Below are 24,011 nucleotides of genomic sequence, written 5' to 3'. Positions count from 1 at the left end.
ATTGATTTAATGTGGGGAATCTGTAACGATTGGTTTTTATATGCTTCAAGATACTCAAAACATTTTTATTACATTTGCGATAAATCTGAAGAGAAATGCCCATAAGGAACCTTAATGTCCTATCAGAAAAATAAAAAGCTGTTTCCTTTTTTTCGGCAACTCGCGTTTCCGTTACGTATTTTTCTGCTCATTCTGGTGGTTTCTGTTTTCATCGTGGCAGCGTTAGCACAATATTTGTCTGCCAGTTTCGAAGATTATCTGGCGTCCCATGTTCGTGATATGGCGATGAATCAGGCAAAAATTATTGCTTCTAACGACAGCATTATCGCTGCCGTAAAAAACCGGGACTATAAACGCCTGGCGATAATTGCGAATAAACTGCAGCGCGGGACGGATTTTGACTATGTGGTGATAGGCGATCGCCACTCGATCCGGCTTTACCATCCGAATCCGGAAAAAATCGGCTATCCCATGCAGTTTACGAAACCCGGCGCGCTGGAAAGAGGAGAAAGTTATTTCATTACCGGTAAGGGCTCAATAGGGATGGCGATGCGCGCCAAAACGCCTATCTTTGACAACAAAGGCAACGTGATCGGCGTTGTTTCAATTGGCTATCTGGTCAGTAAAATCGACTCCTGGCGGCTGGACTTCTTATTACCGATGGCGGGGGTTTTTGTCCTGTTGCTGGTGGTATTAATGCTGCTTTCCTGGTTTTTCGCCGCGCATATCCGCCGACAAATGCTGGGCATGGAGCCGAAACAGATTGCGCGCGTGGTACGCCAGCAGGAGGCGTTGTTTAGCTCGGTTTATGAAGGGCTGATCGCCGTTGATCCGGAGGGGCATATCACCGCGATTAACCGCAATGCGAGAAAAATGTTGGGGCTGCCGTCGCCGGGGCGTCAGTGGCTGGGCAAGCTGATAGCGGAAGTCGTCAATCCGGCAGACTTTTTTACCTGCCAGATCGCAGAAAGACGCCAGGACGTGATGGCCAACTTCAATGGCCTGAGCGTCATCGCCAATCGTGAGGCTATCCGTTCCGGCGAGGAGCTGCTGGGCGCTATTATTAGTTTTCGCAGCAAGGATGAAATCGCGACGTTGAAGGCGCAGCTAACCCAGATTAAACAGTATGTTGAGAGCCTACGCACGCTACGCCATGAGCACCTGAACTGGATGTCGACTCTGAACGGCCTGCTGCAAATGAAAGAGTATGATCGGGTCAGAGAGATGGTGCAGGGTGAGTCGCAGGCGCAGCAGCAACTTATTGATAGTTTACGCGGCGCCTTCGCCGATCGTCAGGTGGCCGGTTTGCTGTTTGGCAAAGTTCAGCGCGCGCGTGAACTGGGGCTCAAGATGGTGATTGTTCCCGGCAGCCAGCTACATCAACTGCCGGAGGGGCTGGATAGCACGGAGTTCGCCGCCATCGTCGGGAATCTGCTGGATAACGCGTTTGAGGCGAGTTTACGTACACAGGAAGGCGACAAGACCATCGAACTTTTCCTGAGCGACGAGGGCGACGAGGTGGTAATAGAGGTCGCCGACCAGGGCTGCGGCGTTCCTGAAGCGCTGCGGGAAAAAATTTTTGAACAGGGCGTAAGTACCCGAACCGACGAACCCGGTGAGCATGGTATCGGGTTATATCTGATTGCAAGTTATGTGGGGCGCTGTGGCGGGGTCATTACGCTGGAAGACAATGATCCTTGTGGCACCTTATTTTCTTTATTCCTTCCGAAAGTGAAAAAAAACGATGACAGAACCATTAACCCTATTGATCGTTGAGGATGAAACACTGCTGGCGGAAATGCACGCAGAATATATCCGCCATATTCCTGGCTTTAACCAGATATGGCTGGCGGGCAATCTGGCGCAGGCGAGAATGATGATTGACCGGTTCAAACCTGGATTAATTCTGTTGGATAATTATCTGCCGGATGGGAAGGGGATTACGCTGCTGCATGAATTAATGCAGTCGCGCTATCCTGGCGGCGTCGTGTTTACGACCGCCGCCAGTGACATGGAGACGGTAGCGGAAGCGGTACGTAGCGGTGCGTTTGATTATCTGGTCAAACCTATTGCTTATGAACGTTTGGGACAGACGCTGACCCGCTATCAACAGCGCAGACGTATGCTGGCGAGCTCGGATAGCGCAAGCCAGAAGCAGATAGATGAAATGTTCAACGCCTATGCGCGCGGCGAACCGCAAGGGGATTTGCCGACCGGTATTGATGCCTTAACCCTTAATGCGGTGATGAAGCTGTTTGCCGATCCAACCGTACGCCATACGGCTGAAACGGTCGCGCAGGCCTTAACGATAAGCCGCACCACATCCCGACGCTACCTGGAATATTGCGCGAGTCGGCACCTGATTGTCGCAGAGATTATTCATGGCAAAGTGGGCAGGCCGCAGCGTATTTATCACGGCGGCTAAGCCCGGGTTAAGATGCCGGGGCGATGTTTTCCCTCGCCCCGGCTTACCGGCTATCAGCCGCCGGTAACGGCGGAAGAGGCGCCTGGCACCATAATTTCCGTGGCGATAATGACGATCAACAGACCGACGATGACCGGAACGGACGTGCGCCTCACCACTTCAAACGGTGATATTTTAGCCATCCCGGCGACAGCGACCACGACGCCGGAGACCGGCGAAATCGTGCGCCCCAGGTTTGAGGCTTGCAGCATTGGGATAGATAAATAGGCTGGGTTGATGCCGGAGGAGTGCGCCAGTTTAGGGATCATCTCAACAAAGGCGTAAAAAGGCGCATTGCCTGAACCGGTGGTCATCGCGGCCAGCATGGTTAAAATCACTAAGACCAGCATCAGAATAATGCTGGCGGAGCCAAAAGAAGTGGCAATCGAGATCAGACTTTGGATAAAGCCAATGGTGCTCAGCCCTTGGGCGAAAACGCCCGCCGCGACCAACAGCATCACAACGCCGGCAAACACATCCGCCATGCCGCGATAAGCCACTTCCAGGCCGGAAAACACATTTTGCGTGTTGAAACCGCGCACGAATTCCAGCACGGCGGCCAGCAGCATACAGATCACCAGAATGGTAATAATGTGCAACTGCGGCCCCCATTTACCGTCAAAAATCAGTACGCCGATAATGGGCGTGAACGGCAAAAGGGCATAAAACGCCGGGGCCGTGGTGGTAATCTCCGCCACGTCCAGCATCTCATGTGAAATGTTCTCTTTTTTATCCAGATAGCGTTGCCAGAAAAAGTGCGCAATCGCCATACCGATAATGGCGGCGATGGAAATCGGCAGCGTGGTTTTGAACGCGAAATCGATTAACGGCATCTCCGCCGCTTTTGCGGCTAAAACCACATCGCCAGACGTTGGCGAGAGGATGATGGCGGCCGGAGAGGCGCAAATAGCCGCCGCCGCGCCGCGGCTAATGCCGACGTTGACCATCACCGGGAAGAGAGTAGCCATGAGCAGTACGCCAAGCCCCGTCGCGGAAGAGACGGCCAGCGACATCAGGCAGGCGACAAAATAGGCAGCAATCATTAACAGGTAGGGCGAGTTTATGTACTGTAAAGGTTTCGACGCCAGCTTCACGACCATATCATTCGCGCCGATATGCGTCATATAGGCGGCAAAGCCGCACAGCATCATGATCATCATGCCAAGATCGCCGCCGCGACTCATAAGCAAAATTTTGATGTATTCAACAATATCTGTTGCGGTATAGCCGGTACTGGTTTCGCTGGCAGGTAATACCTTATGCCCCATCAGCGCGCTGATAATAAGCAGAACCAGACCGCCGACAAATAAAACGCCAGTGGCGGAATATCCCTTAATGATGTAGCGCGCTACACCCACAATAACGACGACTCCGATAAGGAGTTCTATAACTGTTAGCATTGTTTCCCCTGTCTTATCGACACCCAGAGTAAAAATAAGAGCCACAAAAGTGGTATAAAAATGTACCGAATAAAGGATGGCGCCTTACTGATTAAAATCACGGCGCGGTTATTTTTTCATGTCATCGCTAAAGATGAAATATGCTTATACGAATTTTCTGTAGCGCTATAAGTATTAATTTATTGTTATTTTATTGTTTTGTTTGTTGTGCTTTGTTTTGTGTTTTTTGTGAAAGTTTATTAAGGAGCGCGACGGTTCTGAGTGCTAAATCAAACGCCGTTAACCCGATACTCTCTCAGATTATTCTCTGTTTATAGTTTGTTAAGATTTTATTCAGGTTAATGTTGTTATTATCACAGTCGAATTTTTGAACGGTATGGCTGTTGTGATGATTATCAGAAAGTATTTTCTTATTATTGCTCTCCTTGTTATGCCATGGCTGGCTATTCCTTCAGTCTCTGCGGCGGATAAAGGGGGGTTTAACACGTTTACCGATAACGTCGCAGAAACGTGGCGACAGCCTGAGCATTATGATTTGTATGTCCCCGCCATTACCTGGCATGCGCGCTTTGCCTACGATAAAGAGAAAACGGATCGCTATAACGAGCGGCCGTAGGGCGTTGGTTTTGGTCAGTCGCGCTGGGACGACAAAGGCAACTGGCATGGCCTCTATATGATGGCCTTTAAAGATTCATTTAACAAATGGGAACCCATAGGCGGTTATGGCTGGGAAAAAACCTGGCGACCGCTGGAAGACGATAATTTTCGTCTGGGACTGGGCTTTACCGCAGGCGTTACCGCGCGCGACAACTGGAATTATATTCCCATCCCTGTGCTGTTGCCTTTAGCGTCGATAGGCTATGGGCCCGCTACCTTTCAGATGACCTACATTCCGGGCTCGTATAACAACGGAAACGTCTATTTCGCCTGGATGCGTTTCCAGTTTTGACGGGGAAGGGCATTGTTCAGTTGTGAATTAAAAAGCCTTAAAAAACAACAAGTAGACAGGGTTAGCTAAAAATTAACGCGATATTTATCACTTTTTCGCAAAGTTCGACTGGACAAAATGCATCACAATTGTTGTACTGGTATCCGACACAGCATTTGTGTCTATTTTTCATGTAAAGGTAATTTTGATGTCTAAGATTAAAGGTAACGTTAAGTGGTTTAATGAATCCAAAGGATTCGGTTTCATTACTCCGGAAGATGGCAGCAAAGACGTGTTCGTACACTTCTCTGCAATCCAGACCAATGGTTTTAAAACTCTGGCTGAAGGTCAGCGCGTAGAGTTCGAAATCACTAACGGTGCCAAAGGCCCTTCCGCTGCAAACGTAACTGCTCTGTAAGCATACGTCCGACAGCAAGATTTCAAAACCCGCCCTTTCGGCGGGTTTTTTTTGCGCTTAACGCGCCGCTGCGGCGGAAAATAGCCAGAATGCCAGCGCCGTCATGGCAAACGAACCTAACAGGTTAATCAGCACATTCAGCAGCGCCCAGCCAAAGCGCCCCTCTTGCAGCAAGAATACCACTTCGGCAGAAAAAGTAGAAAAGGTCGTCAGGCCGCCGCAAAAGCCGGTTGTGATGAGCACTTTCCACATCGGATCGATATGTGTCATGCGGTTAAACCAGGCGAACCCCATGCCGATAATAAACGCGCCAAGCAAATTTGCTGTTAGCGTACCGATGGGAATCGCCTGATGAAGCGGATTAAAACGCATACTTAGCATCCACCGGGCTACGCTCCCCGTTCCACCGCCGATAAAAACTGCTAAAAGAAGCTGTAACACTGCCGAATCCTTTATTTAGTTGCTATACAGGAGGAGTGTAACGCCGAACACGCATAATTGGCGAGTCCTGACAGAGGTGTGGGAGGGGATATGTTCGTTGCAGCCGGGCAGTTTGTGGTGAGTTCTGTATGGGAAAAGAATGCGCAAGTTTGCGTTTCGTTAATGGCTCAGGCGGCGGGCCGCGGCGTATCGCTTCTGGTGCTGCCTGAGGGGATATTAGCGCGAAATGACATCGACCTTGACCTGCCGATTCGCGCCGCGCAGCCGCTGGATGGCGCGTTTATGACGCGGCTTCTGGAAGAAAGCGCTCATAATAATATGACGACGATATTCACTATCCTTGTCCCGTCAACGCCTGGACGGGCGGTTAATATGCTGGTGGCGCTACGGGCGGGTCACATTGTCGCGCGTTACGCGAAGCTGCATCTCTATGATGCGTTTTCGATGCAAGAATCCCAAAGTATTGATGCCGGAACCGTTATCGCGCCTGTGCTGGACGTGGAGGGGGTTAAGGTGGGGCTTATGACCTGTTATGACCTGCGCTTTCCGGATATGGCGTTAGCGCTGGCTTTACAGGGGGCTGACGTATTGGCGCTGCCGACGGGCTGGGTTCGCGGCCCGTTGAAAGAGCAGCAGTGGTCGACGCTGCTGGCGGCGAGAGCGCTGGATACCACCTGCTATATGATTGCGGCCGGGGAGTGTGGTAATCGTAATATTGGTCAAAGTCGTATTATCGATCCGTTGGGGGTAACGATAGCCGCGGCAGCCGATCGTCCGGCGCTGATCGTCGCGGAAATATTCAGAGAACGAATAGACCAGGTGCGGGAGCAACTTCCTCTTTTGCAGCAACGACGATTTGCGCCACCGCAATTATTATGATGTTTTTTTACGCAAAGCTTGATTCACCTTGTTACAGATTGCTATTGTGTGCGCGCGTCGAAAGACCGTTAATATTCTCAGGTTAATCCGGCGCGTTACGCAGCCTGTTTTTAGTGAAGAAGGTATCTATGGGTGAGATTAGTATTACCAAACTGCTGGTGGTTGCCGCACTGGTTGTTCTGCTGTTTGGTACCAAGAAGTTACGTACGCTGGGCGGAGACCTGGGCACGGCGATTAAAGGATTCAAGAAAGCAATGAACGATGAAGACGCGGGCGTTAAGAAAGACGTCGACGGTAGCGTTCAGGCTGAAAAACTCTCGCACAAAGAGTAATAGCGCGATGCGCTTGCTCCGCAGAGTAAAAAAACCGGCAAGTTGCCGGTTTTTTTGCCTGAAATGTAAGCGTCTATTACACGATCATTTCACTTCCATGCCTTTGGCCTGGAGATCAGCATGGTACGAAGAACGTACAAAGGGGCCACAGGCGGCATGGGTAAAGCCCATCGCCAGAGCTTCCGCTTTCATCTCGTCAAACTCTTCCGGGCTGACATAACGCTGTACCGGCAGGTGATGGCGGCTTGGCTGTAGATACTGACCAAGCGTCAGCATGGTAACGCCGTGACGGCGTAAGTCGCGCATAACCTCAATGATTTCCGCATTGGTTTCGCCTAAGCCCACCATCAGACCCGATTTTGTCGGAATTTCCGGGTGCGCTTCTTTGAAGCGTTCCAGTAATTTCAGCGACCAGTTGTAATCGGCGCCCGGACGAACCTGGCGGTAAATACGCGGCACGTTTTCCAGGTTGTGGTTAAACACATCCGGCGGCGTCGCGTTAAGAATATCCAGCGCGCGATCCATACGTCCACGGAAGTCTGGCACCAGCGTCTCTATTTTTATCTCCGGGCTTTTGGCACGGATGGCGGTGATGCAGTCAGCAAAATGCTGGGCGCCGCCGTCACGCAGATCGTCACGGTCGACAGAGGTGATGACCACATAGCGTAGCGCCATGTCGGCGATCGTTTGCGCCAGTTTCTGCGGCTCTTCCGCATCCGGCGCAACGGGGCGGCCATGGGCGACATCACAGAACGGGCAGCGGCGAGTGCAAATGGCGCCAAGGATCATAAACGTAGCGGTACCGTGGTTGAAACATTCAGCCAGGTTTGGGCAAGACGCTTCCTCGCAGACAGAATGCAGGCCATTTTTGCGCATTGCGGCTTTGATGCCCTGGATACGGGTAGAATCCGCCGGAAGTTTTATTTTCATCCATTCCGGTTTACGTAGTAGAGCGTCGCGCTCTGTGACCACATTTTTAACCGGGATAAGAGCCATCTTATCGGCATCGCGGTATTTTACACCGCGTTCCATCACAATGGGTTTACTCATAGCGTGCGTGTTCCAGTTGCGAATAACGAAGGAAAGCGTTTCAATTCAAGGGAAAGTTGTATTTATCAACTATTTTTGAATTTGTGACACGCAGTATATCATTGATAAGGGCCATAAAGCAGCCTGACAGCCCGGCAAAATGTAAAATAGTTGTTGTTTTGTGCTGTTTGCCCATATCTTCCGTGACCTGAATGCAACATTTTTGTCAGAACGCCTCACGGATGATATCAATGACGTTCTCCAGCACCGGATCGCGCAGACTCAGTTTATTGTAATGCAGCGAGAACTCGACCTGTTCACTATTCACCGGCGCGTAGGGAAGGCGTTCAAGCGGCCAGCAACGGCTAAATAAGTCGTAGAAGCGGGTGGGCATCAGTCCCAGCAGATCGCTGCTGGCGATCAGCGAGGCAATGGTAAAAATATTGTAGCTGCTAAAACTGATTTGCTGATCGGGAAATGTCTCCTGCAGTCGCTGGCGCAGCAGGGAAAGATGTTGTCCCTCCAGCATCAGAAAGGTGTGATCCGCGCTGTTCAGTCTCTCTTCAGTAATGGCGTTCGCCAGACACGGGTGATGCTGGCGGCAGACAATCTCAAGCGTATCGCTAAACAGGACGTGATGCTGGATGCTCCGGTTGTTATAGCTATGGGTATTGATAATGAGATCGGTCTGAAACTGACTAAGCTGGCTTTCGGCATCGTCTACCGGAATGTTGCGCAGCAAAAGCTGAGGATAACGCGGCCTGATGGCCTGGTAAACAATCGGCATCACTAGCGCGCCGACCGAAGACGTCGTGCCAATTGTAATGGTACGTTGCTTATCATAGATGCCCGTAAGATCTAGGGCGCCAAGAATAGATTCCAGCCCCTGGCTGATGTATTCGTGCAGATGCGTAGCATACGTCGTGGGCGTTACGCCCTGGCCTTTGCGAATAAACAGCGGATCGGGAAATATAGTCCGTAATTTTTGAATGGACTGGCTGATGGCTGACGGCGTCAGGTTAAGAATTTTCGCTGCATTGACGATCCCTTTATGGACATATACGGCCTCAAAAATCGTCAACAGATTGAGATCAATATTTCTAAGTGTTCTGAAAATTTGCGGTTTGTCTTGTAGGTGTTGATCGGCCGGTTGTCTTTCTGCCTGATTATTATCACTCACGCTCTGGCTCCGAATTCATTCGTATTATGAATAATAGATGAAATAGTATATTTTGCATTTATGAGTTGGTTTTAAAATTACTCTTATGAATGTATTTTTAGTCATTTCAATAAGATAAGTAACAGCAAGGCCGGGATTTTGTTCACGGAAAATTCCTCATCATGAGGACTGAAGAGGCCATGCCGCCTGGCGGCTACAGCAGGGATATAACGAAAATATAGAAAGCGGGGGGAGAAGTAAAGCATTCAAATCATATATGATTAATGACCCATAAATTTCTTGGGCCATTATATTTTACGCATTAAGCAGCAATATATTCATACGGTGGATTATTTAGCAGAGCTAAAATATTCGCCAGCAAGCGGGGCGCAATATTATCCGTGGTAGCGTCTTCCTTCCACTGCGTTATTTTAGCCATTTCCATGCCGGCATAACCACACGGGTTGATACGCAGGAAAGGAGAAAGATCCATGTTAACGTTTAGCGCTAAACCGTGGAATGAGCAGCCGCGACGGATACGTAAACCCAGCGAGCAGATTTTCTTTTCACCCACGTAGACGCCCGGCGCATCGGCGCGCGGATGCGCCTCAATACCAATTTCAGCCAGCGTATTCACCACGGTCTGTTCAAGTAGGGTGACTAAATCACGCACGCCCAGTTTACGTCGTTTCAGGTTAAGTAAAACGTACATTACCTGTTGGCCCGGACCATGATAGGTCACCTGTCCTCCACGATCGCTCTGCACAACGGGAATATCGCCAGGCATCAATATATGTTCCGCTTTACCGGCCTGGCCCTGGGTAAACACCGGGTAATGCTCAACCAACCAGATTTCATCATGGCTGTTTTCATCGCGCATATCGGTAAAGTTATGCATGGCCTGAGAGATAGCTTCATAGGGCTGAAGGCCGAGCTGGCGGACAAGGATTTTATCCTGATACAAAACGGCATCTCCGTAGAGAATGAAAAAAGAGAGGAAAGTATATCACAGCGGGGGAGGCGGGGAGTTACCCGGATAAGACCGGGTAACCATCTGGATGTATTACAATACCATTCGCACGATATCAATATTGCCCAGTTCTTCGTACAGCGTTTCAACCTGTTCAATATGGGTGGCATTAATGGTGATAGAGACCGAGTGGTAGTTGCCTTTGCTGCTCGGTTTTACCGTCGGAGAGTAATCACCAGGCGCATGGCGCTGTACCACTTCAACCACCTGATCAACCAGCTCAGGTAACGCCTGCCCCATTACTTTGTAAGTAAATGGCGTAGGGAATTCAAGCAGTTCGTTAAGTTTGGTTTTCATGTCAGCTCCGGCATTACGTAAAAAAAATAACAACTCCCGCCACAGGGCGGGAGTTTTACTGATGCATAGTATATGGGGACGAAAATCACACTTTCAAGCGTTCAATTTTTATCCAAACCAGTGATGGAACATTAATTTAATGTAATCAATGATTTTACCGAAGAAGTTCCCTTCCGGGATCTCTTGCAGTACGACCAGCGGACGCTGCTCGATGGTTTTACCGTCCAGCTGGAAGTTGATGGTGCCGACTACCTGGTTTTTCTGCAGCGGCGCGTGCAGTTCTGCGGTATTCAGTACATAGCTCGCTTTCAAATCTTTCATGCGACCGCGAGGGATCGTCAGGTAAACGTCTTTATCGACGCCCAGCGAGGCGCGATCGGTATTACCAAACCAGGCGGGTTCAGAGGCGAACTCTTTACCAGCCTTCAGCGGATTAACGGTTTCAAAGAAACGGAAGCCCCACGTCAGCAGTTTTTTGCTTTCTGTTTCACGGCCTTTATAGGTTCGTCCGCCCATTACGGCGGAAATCAACCGCATCTGGCCTTCGGTTGCGGAAGCGACCAGATTATAGCCCGCTTTGCTGGTATGGCCGGTTTTGATGCCGTCCACATTCAGGCTGTTATCCCACAGCAGACCGTTACGGTTTAACTGGCGAATGCCGTTAAAGGTGAACTCTTTTTCTTTATAAACTGCATATTCGTTAGGCACATCGCGAATTAACGCCTGACCAATCAGCGCCATATCGCGAGCTGAACTGTATTGTCCGTCGGCGTCCAGGCCGTGTACGGTCTGGAAGTGGGTATTTTTCAGCCCCAACGCGTTCACATAGCTGTTCATCAGCCCGACGAAAGCATCCTGGCTACCGGCGGCGAAATCAGCCATCGCCACACAGGCGTCATTGCCGGATTGCAGATTGATGCCGCGTATCAACTGAGAGACCGGTACCTGCATTCCCGGCTTGAGGAACATCAGCGAGGAACCTTTAAATACCGGATTGCCGGTGGCCCAGGCGTCATTACCGACGGTAACCAGGTCGGTTTCTTTAAATTTACCCGCTTTCATTGCCTGTCCGATGACGTAACTGGTCATCATCTTTGTCAGACTGGCCGGGTCGCGACGTTCGTCGGCGTTTTGTTCCGCCAGAACTTTGCCGGAGTTGTAGTCGATCAGGATGTAGGATTCCGCATCGATCTGCGGAACGCCCGGGATCATAGTTTTGATATTCAGGTCATCGGCATGTGCGGTTGAGATAAACGCGGCACAAAGCGCCGTGGTGAGCGCCATGCGCTGCATAAAACGAGCGGAAAAAGTGGTCTTCATGGTCTGAACTACGACGTCCGTGATGAAATTAAAAAAAGAGCCCTACTATAGCAAAAGCATAACTGGCAGGCATCTGACTTTCCGCGTGACTTTGTTAATGTCATTTACAGAAATTGACAGTACAGATACCTGCGATCGGTTACTGCGCGCTGGCGATAAAGGACTGTAATTGTGCTTCTGTTTGCAAACGTTGCTGTAACGCGCTGGCTTCGGCTTTACTGGCAAAAGGCCCCAGTTGAATACGCCAGACCGCGCCGTTTTGTATTACGCGTCCTGGTACGCTGAACTGCTGGCTTAAACGCTGTTGGTACTGCTGCGCACGCGTTTGATCGCTGACGGCGCCGACCTGGACGACGAAACGACCGCTCGCCGCGGCGGCTGGCGCACTCACCGGGGCAGATACCGGGGCCGCGGCAGCAGGCGCGCTTACCGGCGTCGCAGTCGCTGGAGCCGTCGCTGGAGCCGCCACCGGCGCGGAAACCGGCGCTGGCTGTGGTGCCGGCGTCGGTTCATTACCCTCCAGCACGCCAGGCGCCAGCGTGGTCGGCGCGCCGAGGAAGCCGCTGCTGCTCACCGGCGCACCGGTGGTATCGTCACTTTTCAACGTGGAATTACTGACCGGAAGAACGTCGCCTTGCGGTTGCGCAGGCGCTGAAGAGGCGCTTCCCATGCCGCCGCTTAAATCAGGGCGCGGGGGCAGAGCGTAGGTCTGTTTCGCCACCGTCGTACAGGCCATCCCCGGGCCGGAGAGCGAACCATCCGGCGCCACGATAATAGGGTCAATCCGTACTTTAGTATTATTCGAGGTATTCAGACGATCCGCCGCCGCGCGGGACAGGGAGATGACCCGATCGGTGCCATAGGGGCCGCGATCGTTAATACGCACGACGATCATGCGACCGTTGGCCAGGTTGGTGATTCGCGCATAGCTGGGGATAGGCAGTGTCGGATGGGCGGCGGTAAGCTGCATCGGATCGAACATCTCCCCGGAGGCGGTTAAATTACTGCCGGGTTCCGCATCATAAATAGCGGCCAGGCCAGCCTGGCTAAAGCGGGACGGGTCCTGAACGATTTTATAACTTTTACCGTCACGCTGATAATCCTGGTTTGCGGTCGGATTCAGAGGTTCATAACGCGGTTCCGCTCCGCTGATTTCCACAGTCGGACCATTACATACCGCAGGTTGCGGCGCGACGGTGGTTTGCTGCTGACCGCCGTCATTAGTACATGCCGCGAGTAGTACTATCCCTGCCGCGACGCAGATTACAGGCAACTGCTTACGCATTGCGCACCCCTTATACGCTTTTCGACAACATTTTTCTGTGGGTGTGGATCGACATCACAATCCCGAACCCGGCCATCAGCACAATCAGTGCGGAGCCCCCGTAGCTGACCAGGGGTAAAGGTACTCCAACCACAGGCAGAATACCGCTCACCATACCAATATTTACGAAGACATAAACGAATAATATTAACATTAATCCGCCAGCCATCACGCGACCAAATGTAGTTTGCGCTCTGGCGGCAATCCACAGACCGCGCATTATTAGCAAAATATAGAGCGCGAGCAGAATCAGGATGCCCACCAGACCGAGCTCTTCCGCCAGTACCGCGAAGATAAAGTCGGTATGGCGTTCGGGTAAAAACTCCAGCTGCGACTGGGTGCCGTGGAGCCAGCCTTTACCGCGCAGGCCGCCTGAGCCAATGGCGATTTTAGACTGAATAATATGATAGCCCGCGCCCAGCGGATCGGTCTCCGGATCAAGGAGCATCATGACGCGCTGGCGTTGGTAATCGTGCATCAGGAAAAACCACAAAATAGGAATAAATGCAGCGATCAATACAATGGCGACCCCAATTAAGCGCCAGCTCAGGCCAGACAAAAATAGGACAAAGAGACCGGAAAGGGCGACCAGAATAGACGTCCCCAGGTCCGGCTGGGCGGCGACCAGCAGGGTAGGCATAAAGATTAATACCAGAGCGATGGCGGTATTTTTCAGCGAGGGCGGGCAGACGTCACGGTTAATAAAGCGGGCGACCATCAGCGGCACGGCGATTTTGGCTATTTCCGAAGGCTGAAAGCGAACGATTCCCAGATCGAGCCAGCGCTGCGCGCCTTTGGATATTGCGCCGAAGGCATCAACGGCGACCAGCAAAATGATACAAATGATATAGAGATAGGGCGCCCAGCCTTCATACACGCGCGGCGGGATCTGCGCCATCACCACCATAACCACCAGCCCCATCGCAATCTGACCGATTTTACGCTCCATCATGCCGATGTCCTGGCCGCTGGCGCTCCAGATGACCAACGCGCTATAAACCAGTAACGCCAGCAGAATGAGTAGCATCGTGGGATCGATATGAATTTTATCCCAGAAGGTTTTTTTGTTCGGATTATCCGTCATGATTATTGGTCCTCCGCCGCTGCAACCACCGGGTTTTCCGCAGGCAAATGGGTGTTGTTGTCGCCCAGCATGATGTGATCAAGGATTTGGCGCATAATCGTGCCTACTGCCGGGCCTGCACCGCCGTTTTCAAGGATGATCGCGACGGCGACCTGGGGATTGTTATACGGCGCAAAGGCGGTCATCAATTTATGGTCGCGCAGGCGCTCGGCGATTTTATGCGCATTGTACGTTTCGTTGGCCTTCAGGCCAAAGACCTGCGCGGTGCCTGACTTCGCCGCGATTTTATAGGGCGCGCTGGCAAAATATTTATGCGCCGTGCCGTTAGGGCGGTTGGCGACGCCATACATGCCATCTTTCGCAATTTCCCAGTAGCCGGAGTGAATATCGCCCACCGGCGGCTCATGCGGCTGTACCCACGGCACCTGTTTACCGTTTTCCGCGGTGCTCATTAACAGGTGCGGGACTTTAACTACGCCGTCGTTAATAAGGATCATCAGCGCCTTACTCATCTGAATCGGCGTTGCCGTCCAGTAGCCCTGGCCGATGCCCACCGGAATCGTATCGCCCTGATACCACGGTTTTTTAAAGCGTTTCTGTTTCCACTCGCGGGTCGGCATATTACCAGAGCGCTCTTCTGCGAGATCAATTCCGGTATAGTGACCATAGCCGAACTTACCCATCCATTCTGACAGGCGATCGATCCCCATGTCATAGGCCACCTGATAGAAGAAGGTATCTGCCGACTCTTCAAGGGATTTGGTGATATTCAGATGCCCGTGGCCCCATTTTTTCCAGTCGCGGTAGCGTTTCTCAGACCCCGGCAACTGCCACCAGCCAGGGTCGAAAAGACTGGTGTTACGGGTGATGACGCCAGCGCTTAACGCCGATACGGCGACGTAAGGCTTAACGGTAGAAGCGGGTGGGTAGACACCCTGAGTCGCGCGGTTCACTAATGGCGTGTTCGGGTCGTTAAGCAGCCCGGAGTAATCTTTGCTGGAGATGCCGTCCACGAAAAGGTTAGGGTCGTAACTTGGCATGGAGACCAGCGACAGCACGCCGCCGGTACGCGGATCGGTGACAATCACCGCCGCGCGACTGCCTGCCAGCAGCGTTTCAATATACTGCTGGAGCTTGAGATCCAGCGTCAGGTAGATATCGTGTCCGGCCTGCGGCGGCACCTCTTTAAGCTGGCGAATAACGCGGCCGCGGTTGTTGACTTCAACCTCTTCATAACCGGTTTGCCCATGCAGAATATCTTCATAGTAGCGCTCAATGCCCAGCTTGCCGATGTCATGGGTGGCGGCGTAGTTCGCCAGTTTGTTTTCTCTGTCGAGACGCTCGACGTCTTTATCATTGATTTTCGATACGTAGCCGATAACGTGGGTCAGCGCCGATCCGTATGGATAATAGCGGCGTTTATAGCCTTTGACTTCGACGCCCGGAAAACGGTACTGGTTGACAGCAAAGCGCGCGACCTGAACTTCCGTCAGGTTTGTTTTCACCGGAATAGAGGTAAAGCGATGGGATCGGGCGCGCTCTTTTTTAAAGGCGGCGATATCGTCGTCGTTTAAATCGACCACACTGCGTAGCGCATCCAGCGTTTGCTGAACGTTATCCACCTTTTCCGGCATCATTTCAATCTGATAGATAGTGCGGTTCAGCGCAAGGGGAATGCCGTTACGGTCGTAGATTATCCCGCGGCTTGGCGCAATTGGCACCAGCTTGATACGGTTTTCGTTCGAGCGGGTCTGGTAATCGGTAAAACGGAGAATTTGCAGATTATACAAATTGGCGATCAGTACGCCGGTCAGCAGCAAAATACCCAAAAAGGCGACCAGCGCCCGACGCACAAACAGTGCGGACTCAGCCGTATAGTCACGAAAAGAATTTTGTCGTTTCATCCGCTGCTTAATCTTCTCAAGACTTCACGATCACTCACGGTGATAAGGGTGGTTGGTTGTGATGCTCCACGCCCGGTACAAACTCTCCGCGACCAGAACCCGAACCAGCGGGTGAGGGAGCGTTAACGCCGAGAGCGACCAGCTTTGTTCCGCTGCCGCTTTGCAGGCGGGAGATAATCCTTCCGGGCCGCCAATCAGCAAACTGACGTCGCGCCCGTCCTGTTTCCAGCGCTCCAGCTCATTGGCTAACTGCGGCGTATCCCACGGCTTGCCTGGAATATCCAGGGTAACAATGCGATTCTTACCGGCGGCGGCCAGCATCTGCTCGCCCTCTTTGTCGAGAATGCGTTTGATATCCGCGTTCTTGCCGCGTTTGCCCGCAGGGATTTCGATCAGCTCAAAGGGCATATCTTTCGGAAAACGACGCAGATATTCCGTAAATCCCGTTTGAACCCAGTCGGGCATCTTCGTGCCGACAGCGACAAGTTGCAGCTTCACGCATTAACTCCAGAGTTTTTCCAGTTCATACAGGCGGCGACTTTCTTCCTGCATGACATGCACAATCACATCGCCCAGATCGACGACAATCCAGTCAGCCGCATTTTCGCCTTCGACGCCTAACGGCAGCATACCGGCCGCGCGCGACGACTGCACCACGTGGTCGGCAATAGACATAACGTGACGGCTGGAGGTGCCGGTACAAATAATCATACAGTCGGTGATACTGGATTTACCCTGAACATCTAAGGCGATGATGTCCTGACCTTTCAGGTCATCAATTTTGTCGATAACAAAATCCTGGAGTGCTTTACCCTGCAAGTTTTCCCCCTGGGTGAATAATTGCGTTATAACGATAGAAAAAAGCCCAACAGGCTGGACCGGTAAGGCGTTGCGAGTTAACGCTAACCTTCCGGCGGGACGCCGTGTAGTATACCTGAATTAGCAGCGATACCGGGACTTATGTCGCCGGATCGGCGTTTAAAACCAGATTATCATCCCATCCCACGTCACAGAAAGCATCGCTATTTTTGTAAAACAATTTCTGCAAAGCTCTGCAAGGTGAAAAAAGTCTGGCTGCGGAGAATAACAGCCTGTCGGGGGCTGTCAATGGGCGAAACCGCTGCGGCGAGAAAAAACGGAAAATTCATCACTCAGGCCGCCAGACGGCACGACTATTTAATACTTTCAGGGTGGCGAACCCTTCGCATATGTCGATTGCGCTCCAGCATCCCTGTTCTACCCGGAAATGCCATAGCGAGGTGGCGGGCATTGCGAGCAGACGGGCAATCAACAGGCTGAGTACGCCCTGATGGCTGACGATCAGCAGGTTCTGGCAATCGCTAAACGCGTCGAGTCGCGAGATAAAGCGCTCTACGCGCCGGGTAAAAGCCTGAAAACCCTCGCCATTGGTCGGAACCGCATTCTGCCAGTCCGTACACCAGGCGGCATAGCTTTCGGCATCTTCATGGGTGAGGTCGCGGTGATGGCGCATTTCCCAGTCGCCAAAGTACATCTCATTAAGCTCAGGTAAGATGTGTTGCGGCGTATCCCGGCCCTCCAGTACGAGCCGGGCGGTATGGCGCGCGCGCTCCAGCTCGCTGCATAACACCAGGTCAAATGGCGCGTGGCGCAATAAAGTATGTAGCGTTTTCGCCTGGCCAATCCCTTTTTCCGTTAACGGCGTGGGAGCATGTCCGCTGTATAACCCGGCGACATTGGCCTCGGTTTCGCCATGACGCACCAGCCACAATCGCATGGTATTCCTCATGAGGTTAAATGCGCAAAACATGATAATACCCCTGATTGCGCAACGTTTTTTTCACTAAAATAGCGTTTTTTGGCCGGAGGCATAATGGCGTTATTCAACAGCGCGCATGGCGGTAATATTCGGGAAGCCGCGACGGTGTTAGGCATCTCGCCTGACCAGTTACTGGATTTTAGCGCAAACATTAATCCGCTGGGTATGCCTGTCAGCGTGAAACGCGCGCTTATCGACAATCTGGACTGCATTGAGCGCTACCCGGACGCTGATTATTTTCATTTGCACCAGGCGCTGGCGCGTCATCATCAGGTGCCGGCATCGTGGATACTGGCGAGAAATGGCGAGATGGAGTCAATCTTTACCGTGGCGAGCGGTCTTAAACCGCGTCGTGCAATGATTGTCACGCCAGGTTTCGCGGAGTATGGCCGGGCGCTGGCGCAAAGTGGCTGTGAAATCCGTCGCTGGTCTCTACGCGAAGCGGATGGCTGGCAGCTTACCGATGCCATTCTTGAGGCGTTGACGCCCGATCTGGACTGCCTGTTTCTGTGTACGCCCAATAATCCTACCGGCCTGCTGCCGGAGCGGCCGTTATTACAGGCCATTGCCGATCGCTGCAAATCGCTGAACATTAACCTGATCCTGGATGAAGCGTTTATCGATTTTATTCCGCATGAGACGGGCTTTATTCCTGCTCTTAAAGATAATCCGCATATCTGGGTGCTGCGTTCGCTGACCAAATTTTATGCCATTCCCGGCCTGCGGTTGGGATATCTCGTCAATAGCGATGACGCGGCGATGGCGCGGATGCGTCGCCAACAAATGCCGTGGTCGGTTAACGCGCTGGCGGCGCTTGCCGGTGAGGTAGCGTTACAGGATAGCGCCTGGCAACAGGCGACCTGGCATTGGTTACGGGAGGAGGGCGCCCGGTTTTATCAGGCGCTTTGTCAGCTCCCCCTGCTGACGGTTTATCCCGGGCGGGCAAACTATCTGTTGTTACGCTGTGAGCGAGAGGATATTGATCTGCAGCGACGGTTGCTGACGCAGCGGATTTTAATCCGTAGCTGCGCTAACTACCCGGGGCTGGATAGCCGCTATTATCGTGTGGCGATACGCAGCGCTGCGCAAAACGAGCGTCTGCTGGCGGCGCTGCGCAATGTGCTTACCGGTATAGCCCCTGCTGATTGATGTAGTTCAGCACGTTTTCCGGCAACAGATCGTCGCAGGATTCGCCTTTTTCCAGCCGTTCGCGGATGAGGGTTGCGGAGATATTAAGCCAGGGCGTTTCCGCCAGGTAAATTTTACCGGCTGGCAACTGGTGCAGATCGTCCGGCGTATGGGTCAGATGCTGTTCCAGCCACTGCTGGTGTTGCGCCTGCGTCATTTCAAGGGGATAGCCCGGACGACGACAAACGATCAGGTGAGTGTTATCAAGGATGGTGTCGTAATCATGCCAGGTGGGGAAGTTAAGTAGCGAGTCCTGGCCGATAATAAACGCCAGCGGCGCTTCGGGCCCCTGTTCTTCGCGCCATGCTTTCAGCGTTTGCGCAGTGTAAGAGGGCGCGTTTCGCTGTAGCTCGCGTTCATCCAGCGTAAAAAGCGGCTTATCGGCGATAGCCAGCTCCAGCATATATTTACGCTGCGCGCTGGAGGCTTCCGGCTGGGGGCGATGCGGCGGCACATTGTTAGGCATAATAATCACCCGCGATAAGCCGATCAGATTCGCCAGCGTTTCAACAGGTTTAAGATGTCCATAATGCACCGGATCAAAGGTGCCGCCGAATAAAGCCTGTAACGATTTCATATCACCCATCAATAAATACGTCTGCCAGCGCCTTATGGCAGAGCAGGAGCGACAGCCCTTCAAGGTCTGCCCATACCGACTGACCATAATCCTGTTTGAGCGTAATTTCTGTACGCGTCAGTAACTGCACGGCCTGGCGAAGCTGTGCAGGATGGAGACGCTGCAACGCGTCGCCGATCATGGGGCGACGGTTTTGCCAGACCCGGTGTTTATCAAACAGCGCGCGTAACGGCGTATGCGCGGACTGACGTTTGAGATTTACCAGTAGCAGCAGCTCTCGCTGGAGGGTGCGCAGCAGAATAACCGGTTCGCTGCCTTCAAGGCGTAGCTGTTGCAGGATATGCAGCGCGCGTTTGCTTTTCCCCATCAGTAACGCATCCACCCAGTGGAAAGGGGTAAAGTGGGCGGCGTCATTGACGGCCTGCTCCACGCGAGGAAGCGTTAACTTACCGTCAGGCCAAAGCAGCGACAGCCGTTCCAGCGACTGCGCCAGCGCCAACAGATTGCCCTCATAGCAATAGCACAGCAGTTGGTTCGCGGCGTCATCCAGTTGCAAATTCTGTGCTTTCGCTCTGGCGGCCACCCAGCGGGGAAGCTGCGCCTGCTCCGGCGTCTGACAACTGACCTGAACGCTACGGTCTGCCAGCGCGGTATACCAGGCGGCGTTTTCCTGCGCTTTGGTGAGCTTGTTTCCGCGTACTATTAATAACAGGTCGTCATGCAGCAGCTCGCTCAGGGTGGCGAGTTGCTCATTCATTGCCGCGTTAGGCCCGTTTTCCGGCAGTTGCAGCACCAGCGTTTGACGGCTGGCGAACAGACTCATCGCTTGGCAGAGTGAGAAAAGCGATCCCCAGTCGGTACTGGGATCGAGAGTAAAAGCGTGGTGCTCTTCGAAGCCTTGCGACGCAGCCGCCAGACGAATAGCGTCCTGACTTTCCTGCAGCAGCAGCGGATCGTTGCCCAATAGCAGATATGCCGCACGCAGCCCTTCATTGAGCTGCGCGCGGAGTTGTTCAGGATACAACCTGATCATTAGTTACTCAGCGTAGTGGAGACGCGTGCTGGCGTAGAGGCGGGCGCCGCCGTCTCATTGTCGGCGGTAGCCTCCTCTTTCGTCGCCTGAATATCCGCCGCGCGGACGCTGGTCAGCTTGCGAATCAGCTGTTCAGCGGCTTTGTCGTACATCTCCTGAACGATCATGGCCTGCTCGTTATCCTTCGCCAACGCCATCTGCGGGTTATCGAAGAACGAACGGTACACTTTCGTGCTGATAGGATAGATGTCATGGCCCGGAATCAATACCGAGGCATTGACGGTCATCACCATCTGATATTCCGCCGTCTGGCCGTCCTGGAACACTGACGCCGTATCCTGCGAAATAGTCACCGTTCCAAGCCGCAGAGACGGAACGTCTTTGCGCGTTGTGTCTTTATCAAGCAGGTTTACGTTATTCAGCCGTAACTGATTACGTACCGCACGACTTAGCGGACCGTTCGGATCGCCGGAATCGAGGATCATCGTTTTCATTGAAGCCGGAACCTGCGTAGTGCTACGCAGATGCCAGCCGCATCCGGCGGTGACCAGCACCGCCAGAGATAACAACAGTGTTACCAGATATCGCACGCTTCCTCCCGCGCTTAGCCAACAACCAGATTGAGGAGTTTACCTGGAACGTAAATCACTTTACGCACGGTAACGCCATCAAGATATTTTGCCACCAGATGTTCCTGGCCTGCACGTTCACGCACCTGTTCTTCGGTGGCATCCACCGCAACGGTGATCTTACCGCGAACTTTACCGTTAACCTGCACGACAACCAGCGTGGTGTTTTCCACCATTGCCTGCTCGTCGGCAACCGGCCACGGCGCGTTGTCGATATCGCCTTCGCCACCCAGTTCCTGCCACAAGGTAAAGCAGACGTGCGGGGTGAACGGATTAAGCATACGCACGACGGCCTGCAGCGCTTCCTGAAGCAGTGCGCGGTCTTGTTCGCCTTCCTGCGGGGCTTTCGCCAGTTTGTTCATCAACTCCATGATCGCCGCAATGGCGGTGTTGAAGGTCTGACGGCGGCCGATATCATCGGTCACTTTGGCAATGGTTTTATGCACATCGCGACGCAGCGCTTTTTGATCTTCGCTCAGCGCATCGACGTTCAGCGCCGCGACAGGACCTTTAGCGGTGTGTTCGTAAACCAGCTTCCAGACGCGTTTAATAAAGCGGTTTGCGCCTTCTACGCCGGACTCCTGCCATTCCAGAGTCATATCCGCCGGAGAAGCGAACATCATAAACAGGCGTACCGTGTCCGCGCCATAACGTTCAACCATTACCTGCGGGTCGATACCGTTATTTTTCGACTTGGACATTTTACTCATGCCAGTGTAGACCAGCTCATGACCCGCTGCGTCTTTTGCTTTGACAATGCGGCCTTTTTCATCGCGCTCGACGATAGCGTCAACTGGCGAAACCCAGTTACGTTCGCCGTTCTCGCCGACATAATAGAACGCATCCGCCAGTACCATGCCCTGGCACAGCAACTGTTTAGCCGGCTCGTCAGAGGTGACCATGCCCGCATCGCGCATCAGCTTATGGAAGAAGCGGAAGTAGAGCAGGTGCATGATGGCATGTTCAATACCGCCGATGTAGATGTCGACCGGCAGCCAGTAGTTTGCCGCTTTCGAATCCAGCATTCCTTCCTGATACTGCGGGCAGGTGTAACGCGCGTAGTACCATGACGATTCCATAAAGGTGTCGAAGGTGTCGGTTTCACGCAGCGCCGGCATACCGTTAACGGTGGTTTTCGCCCACTCAGGATCGGCCTTGATCGGGCTGGTGATGCCGTCCATGACGACGTCTTCCGGCAAAATAACCGGCAGTTGATCTTCCGGCGTCGGCAGCACGGTGCCGTCTTCCAGGGTGACCATCGGGATCGGCGCGCCCCAGTAACGCTGACGGGAAACGCCCCAGTCACGCAGACGATAGTTCACTTTACGTTCGCCGACGCCTTTTTCCGCCAGTTTATCGGCAATGGCGTTAAACGCCGCTTCAAAGGCCAGACCGTCGAACTCGCCGGAGTTAAACAGCACGCCTTTTTCGGTCAGCGCCTGTTCGGAAAGATCCGGCTCGGAACTGTCAGCGGCCAGAATTACCGGCTTGATGGTCAAACCATATTTGGAGGCAAATTCGTAGTCGCGCTGATCGTGACCCGGAACGGCCATCACCGCGCCAGTGCCGTACTCCATCAGGACAAAGTTTGCCGCCCAGACCGGGATCTCTTCGCCAGTTAACGGATGAATCGCTTTATAGCCGGTGTCGACGCCTTTTTTCTCCATGGTCGCCATTTCGGCTTCGGCCACTTTGGTGTTACGGCATTCGTCGATGAACGCCGCCAGCTCGGCGTTGTTCGCCGCCGCTTTTTGCGCCAGCGGATGACCGGCGGCCACCGCCAGGTAAGTGGCGCCCATAAAGGTATCCGGACGGGTGGTATAGACGGTCAGGGTGTTATCGTAACCCTTCACATCGAAGGTGATTTCCACGCCTTCAGAGCGGCCAATCCAGTTGCGCTGCATCGTTTTTACGGTATCAGGCCAGTGGTCCAGCTTATCCAGATCGCGCAACAGCTCGTCTGCGTAAGCGGTGATTTTGATAAACCACTGTGGGATCTCTTTACGCTCAACTTTGGTGTCGCAGCGCCAGCAGCAGCCGTCGATCACCTGTTCGTTGGCGAGAACGGTCTGATCGTTCGGGCACCAGTTAACGGCAGAAGTCTTCTTGTACACCAGGCCTTTTTTATACAGCTCGGTGAAGAACTTCTGTTCCCAACGGTAGTATTCCGGGGTGCAGGTCGCGATTTCACGGCTCCAGTCATAGCCAAAACCCAGCGTTTTGAGCTGGTTTTTCATATACGCGATGTTGTCGTACGTCCACGGTGCCGGCGCGGTGTTGTTCTTCACCGCCGCGCCTTCCGCCGGCAGGCCGAAGGCGTCCCAGCCGATTGGCTGCAGCACGTTTTTGCCCAGCATACGCTGGTAGCGGGCAACCACGTCGCCGATGGTGTAGTTACGTACGTGGCCCATGTGTAGTCGGCCAGAAGGATAGGGAAGCATCGACAGGCAGTAATACTTCTCTTTGCTCTCGTCTTCGGTCACTTCAAATGTGCGCTTCTCATCCCAGTGAAGCTGTACTTTGGATTCTATCTCTTCCGGGCGGTATTGCTCTTGCATGGCAGCCAGTAGTCCTGTTTTCGATACAGCTACAAATGTAGCTTTAGAGGTGGTGTTTAGATCCGCATAGCATAGCCCAAACACGCACGTCAAAACAGGGGGTAGAACATTTGTCGCGCCAGGTGTTCATGAGGAGGTGACGCAAAATGCGACACGACTGAGGCAAATTACCGCAGTTCCTGTCACCGCCAGATTGGCCTGTAAAAATAAAGTCATATA

At 52.9% G+C, this 24,011-nt stretch carries 23 protein-coding genes and 1 pseudogene; 7 read left to right on the top strand and 17 right to left on the bottom strand.

Annotated features, from left to right (window positions below):
* Window positions 1–114: 114 nt before the first annotated feature.
* Both dpiB and dpiA read left to right on the top strand, forming a co-directional pair.
* Complete coding sequence (gene dpiB, locus ACLJRU_RS14215) at window positions 115–1,776, top strand: sensor histidine kinase DpiB (protein ID WP_187790646.1); 1,662 nt, start codon at window positions 115–117, stop codon at window positions 1,774–1,776.
* On the top strand, window positions 1,745–2,425 hold the full coding sequence (dpiA, locus tag ACLJRU_RS14210; protein ID WP_001539431.1) for a two-component response regulator DpiA: 681 nt from the start codon (window positions 1,745–1,747) through the stop codon (window positions 2,423–2,425). Before dpiB ends, dpiA begins: the two co-directional genes overlap by 32 nt.
* Window positions 2,426–2,478: 53 nt before the next feature.
* Here dpiA and dcuC read toward each other — a convergent pair whose 3' ends face one another.
* Window positions 2,479–3,864, bottom strand: coding sequence for an anaerobic C4-dicarboxylate transporter DcuC (dcuC, locus tag ACLJRU_RS14205; protein WP_023234727.1), 1,386 nt, complete (start codon window positions 3,862–3,864; stop codon window positions 2,479–2,481).
* A 376-nt stretch (window positions 3,865–4,240) separates the two neighbouring features.
* Here dcuC and pagP point away from each other — a divergent pair.
* Both pagP and cspE read left to right on the top strand, forming a co-directional pair.
* Window positions 4,241–4,813: pseudogene (pagP, locus tag ACLJRU_RS14200) on the top strand (lipid IV(A) palmitoyltransferase PagP).
* 187 nt (window positions 4,814–5,000) lie between these two features.
* The gene (gene cspE, locus ACLJRU_RS14195) at window positions 5,001–5,210 is read left to right on the top strand and encodes a transcription antiterminator/RNA stability regulator CspE (RefSeq protein ID WP_000034826.1); all 210 of its coding nucleotides are present in this window, start codon (window positions 5,001–5,003) and stop codon (window positions 5,208–5,210) included.
* Window positions 5,211–5,267: 57 nt separating this feature from the next.
* Here the strand turns inward: cspE and crcB are convergent, their stop codons facing one another.
* On the bottom strand, window positions 5,268–5,651 hold the full coding sequence (crcB, locus tag ACLJRU_RS14190; RefSeq protein WP_000939753.1) for a fluoride efflux transporter CrcB: 384 nt from the start codon (window positions 5,649–5,651) through the stop codon (window positions 5,268–5,270).
* 90 nt (window positions 5,652–5,741) lie between these two features.
* Between crcB and ACLJRU_RS14185 the strand changes: the two genes are divergently transcribed.
* Together ACLJRU_RS14185 and tatE are read left to right on the top strand one after the other, a co-directional pair.
* On the top strand, window positions 5,742–6,530 hold the full coding sequence (locus ACLJRU_RS14185; protein WP_001539435.1) for a deaminated glutathione amidase: 789 nt from the start codon (window positions 5,742–5,744) through the stop codon (window positions 6,528–6,530).
* A gap of 128 nt (window positions 6,531–6,658) precedes the next feature.
* Window positions 6,659–6,862 (top strand): twin-arginine translocase subunit TatE, encoded by a 204-nt coding sequence (tatE, locus tag ACLJRU_RS14180; protein WP_000503938.1) that lies wholly within the window; start codon window positions 6,659–6,661, stop codon window positions 6,860–6,862.
* An 84-nt stretch (window positions 6,863–6,946) separates the two neighbouring features.
* Here the strand turns inward: tatE and lipA are convergent, their stop codons facing one another.
* The 11 genes from lipA to ACLJRU_RS14125 all read right to left on the bottom strand — a co-directional run bounded on the left by lipA (window position 6,947) and on the right by ACLJRU_RS14125 (window position 17,765).
* Window positions 6,947–7,912: a lipoyl synthase gene (gene lipA / locus ACLJRU_RS14175; RefSeq protein WP_000042640.1), complete on the bottom strand. Its 966-nt coding sequence runs from the start codon at window positions 7,910–7,912 to the stop codon at window positions 6,947–6,949.
* Window positions 7,913–8,117: 205 nt separating this feature from the next.
* Entirely contained in the window at window positions 8,118–9,071 is a 954-nt protein-coding gene (locus tag ACLJRU_RS14170) for a YbeF family transcriptional regulator (protein WP_001539437.1), read from the bottom strand.
* A gap of 301 nt (window positions 9,072–9,372) precedes the next feature.
* Entirely contained in the window at window positions 9,373–10,014 is a 642-nt protein-coding gene (lipB, locus tag ACLJRU_RS14165; protein ID WP_000284009.1) for a lipoyl(octanoyl) transferase LipB, read from the bottom strand.
* Between the two features lie 99 nt (window positions 10,015–10,113).
* Window positions 10,114–10,377, bottom strand: coding sequence for a DUF493 family protein YbeD (gene ybeD, locus ACLJRU_RS14160; RefSeq protein ID WP_000850547.1), 264 nt, complete (start codon window positions 10,375–10,377; stop codon window positions 10,114–10,116).
* 108 nt (window positions 10,378–10,485) lie between these two features.
* Complete coding sequence (dacA, locus tag ACLJRU_RS14155) at window positions 10,486–11,697, bottom strand: D-alanyl-D-alanine carboxypeptidase DacA (protein ID WP_000858711.1); 1,212 nt, start codon at window positions 11,695–11,697, stop codon at window positions 10,486–10,488.
* A gap of 139 nt (window positions 11,698–11,836) precedes the next feature.
* Window positions 11,837–12,982 (bottom strand): endolytic peptidoglycan transglycosylase RlpA, encoded by a 1,146-nt coding sequence (gene rlpA / locus ACLJRU_RS14150; RefSeq protein WP_001231295.1) that lies wholly within the window; start codon window positions 12,980–12,982, stop codon window positions 11,837–11,839.
* 10 nt (window positions 12,983–12,992) lie between these two features.
* The gene (gene mrdB, locus ACLJRU_RS14145) at window positions 12,993–14,105 is read right to left on the bottom strand and encodes a peptidoglycan glycosyltransferase MrdB (protein ID WP_000131713.1); all 1,113 of its coding nucleotides are present in this window, start codon (window positions 14,103–14,105) and stop codon (window positions 12,993–12,995) included.
* Window positions 14,106–14,107: 2 nt separating this feature from the next.
* A complete protein-coding gene (gene mrdA, locus ACLJRU_RS14140) occupies window positions 14,108–16,009 on the bottom strand; it encodes a peptidoglycan DD-transpeptidase MrdA (protein WP_000828700.1) in 1,902 nt (633 codons plus the stop codon).
* 30 nt (window positions 16,010–16,039) lie between these two features.
* The gene (rlmH, locus tag ACLJRU_RS14135; RefSeq protein ID WP_000776107.1) at window positions 16,040–16,507 is read right to left on the bottom strand and encodes a 23S rRNA (pseudouridine(1915)-N(3))-methyltransferase RlmH; all 468 of its coding nucleotides are present in this window, start codon (window positions 16,505–16,507) and stop codon (window positions 16,040–16,042) included.
* A 3-nt stretch (window positions 16,508–16,510) separates the two neighbouring features.
* Window positions 16,511–16,828 (bottom strand): ribosome silencing factor, encoded by a 318-nt coding sequence (gene rsfS, locus ACLJRU_RS14130; RefSeq protein ID WP_001161670.1) that lies wholly within the window; start codon window positions 16,826–16,828, stop codon window positions 16,511–16,513.
* Between the two features lie 328 nt (window positions 16,829–17,156).
* Entirely contained in the window at window positions 17,157–17,765 is a 609-nt protein-coding gene (locus tag ACLJRU_RS14125; protein ID WP_001241912.1) for an adenosylcobalamin/alpha-ribazole phosphatase, read from the bottom strand.
* A 96-nt stretch (window positions 17,766–17,861) separates the two neighbouring features.
* On the opposite strand from ACLJRU_RS14125, the gene cobD reads away from it, so the two are divergent.
* A complete protein-coding gene (gene cobD / locus ACLJRU_RS14120; RefSeq protein WP_023234729.1) occupies window positions 17,862–18,956 on the top strand; it encodes a threonine-phosphate decarboxylase CobD in 1,095 nt (364 codons plus the stop codon).
* Here the strand turns inward: cobD and nadD are convergent.
* Genes nadD through leuS form a run of 4 tightly spaced genes read right to left on the bottom strand, consistent with a single transcriptional unit; the run spans window position 18,931 to window position 23,792 of the window.
* Window positions 18,931–19,572 carry a nicotinate-nucleotide adenylyltransferase gene (gene nadD / locus ACLJRU_RS14115; RefSeq protein WP_001518902.1) on the bottom strand — a complete coding sequence of 214 codons (642 nt, stop codon included), beginning with the start codon at window positions 19,570–19,572 and terminating at the stop codon, window positions 18,931–18,933. The two genes, cobD and nadD, sit on opposite strands and share 26 nt — an antisense overlap.
* A gap of 1 nt (window position 19,573) precedes the next feature.
* Complete coding sequence (holA, locus tag ACLJRU_RS14110) at window positions 19,574–20,605, bottom strand: DNA polymerase III subunit delta (protein ID WP_001539443.1); 1,032 nt, start codon at window positions 20,603–20,605, stop codon at window positions 19,574–19,576.
* Window positions 20,605–21,195: an LPS assembly lipoprotein LptE gene (gene lptE, locus ACLJRU_RS14105; protein WP_001269950.1), complete on the bottom strand. Its 591-nt coding sequence runs from the start codon at window positions 21,193–21,195 to the stop codon at window positions 20,605–20,607. The genes holA and lptE overlap by 1 nt, the downstream gene beginning before the upstream one ends.
* Before the next feature lie 14 nt (window positions 21,196–21,209).
* Window positions 21,210–23,792 carry a leucine--tRNA ligase gene (gene leuS, locus ACLJRU_RS14100; protein WP_023234730.1) on the bottom strand — a complete coding sequence of 861 codons (2,583 nt, stop codon included), beginning with the start codon at window positions 23,790–23,792 and terminating at the stop codon, window positions 21,210–21,212.
* Window positions 23,793–24,011 lie beyond the last annotated feature (219 nt).

Origin of the sequence: Salmonella sp. SAL00653 (assembly GCF_046552515.1) — a bacterium.
Lineage (GTDB): Bacteria > Pseudomonadota > Gammaproteobacteria > Enterobacterales > Enterobacteriaceae > Salmonella > Salmonella enterica.
The sequence above is the reverse complement of the archived record's forward strand: the minus strand, read 5'-3'. Positions and strand labels throughout refer to the sequence as shown.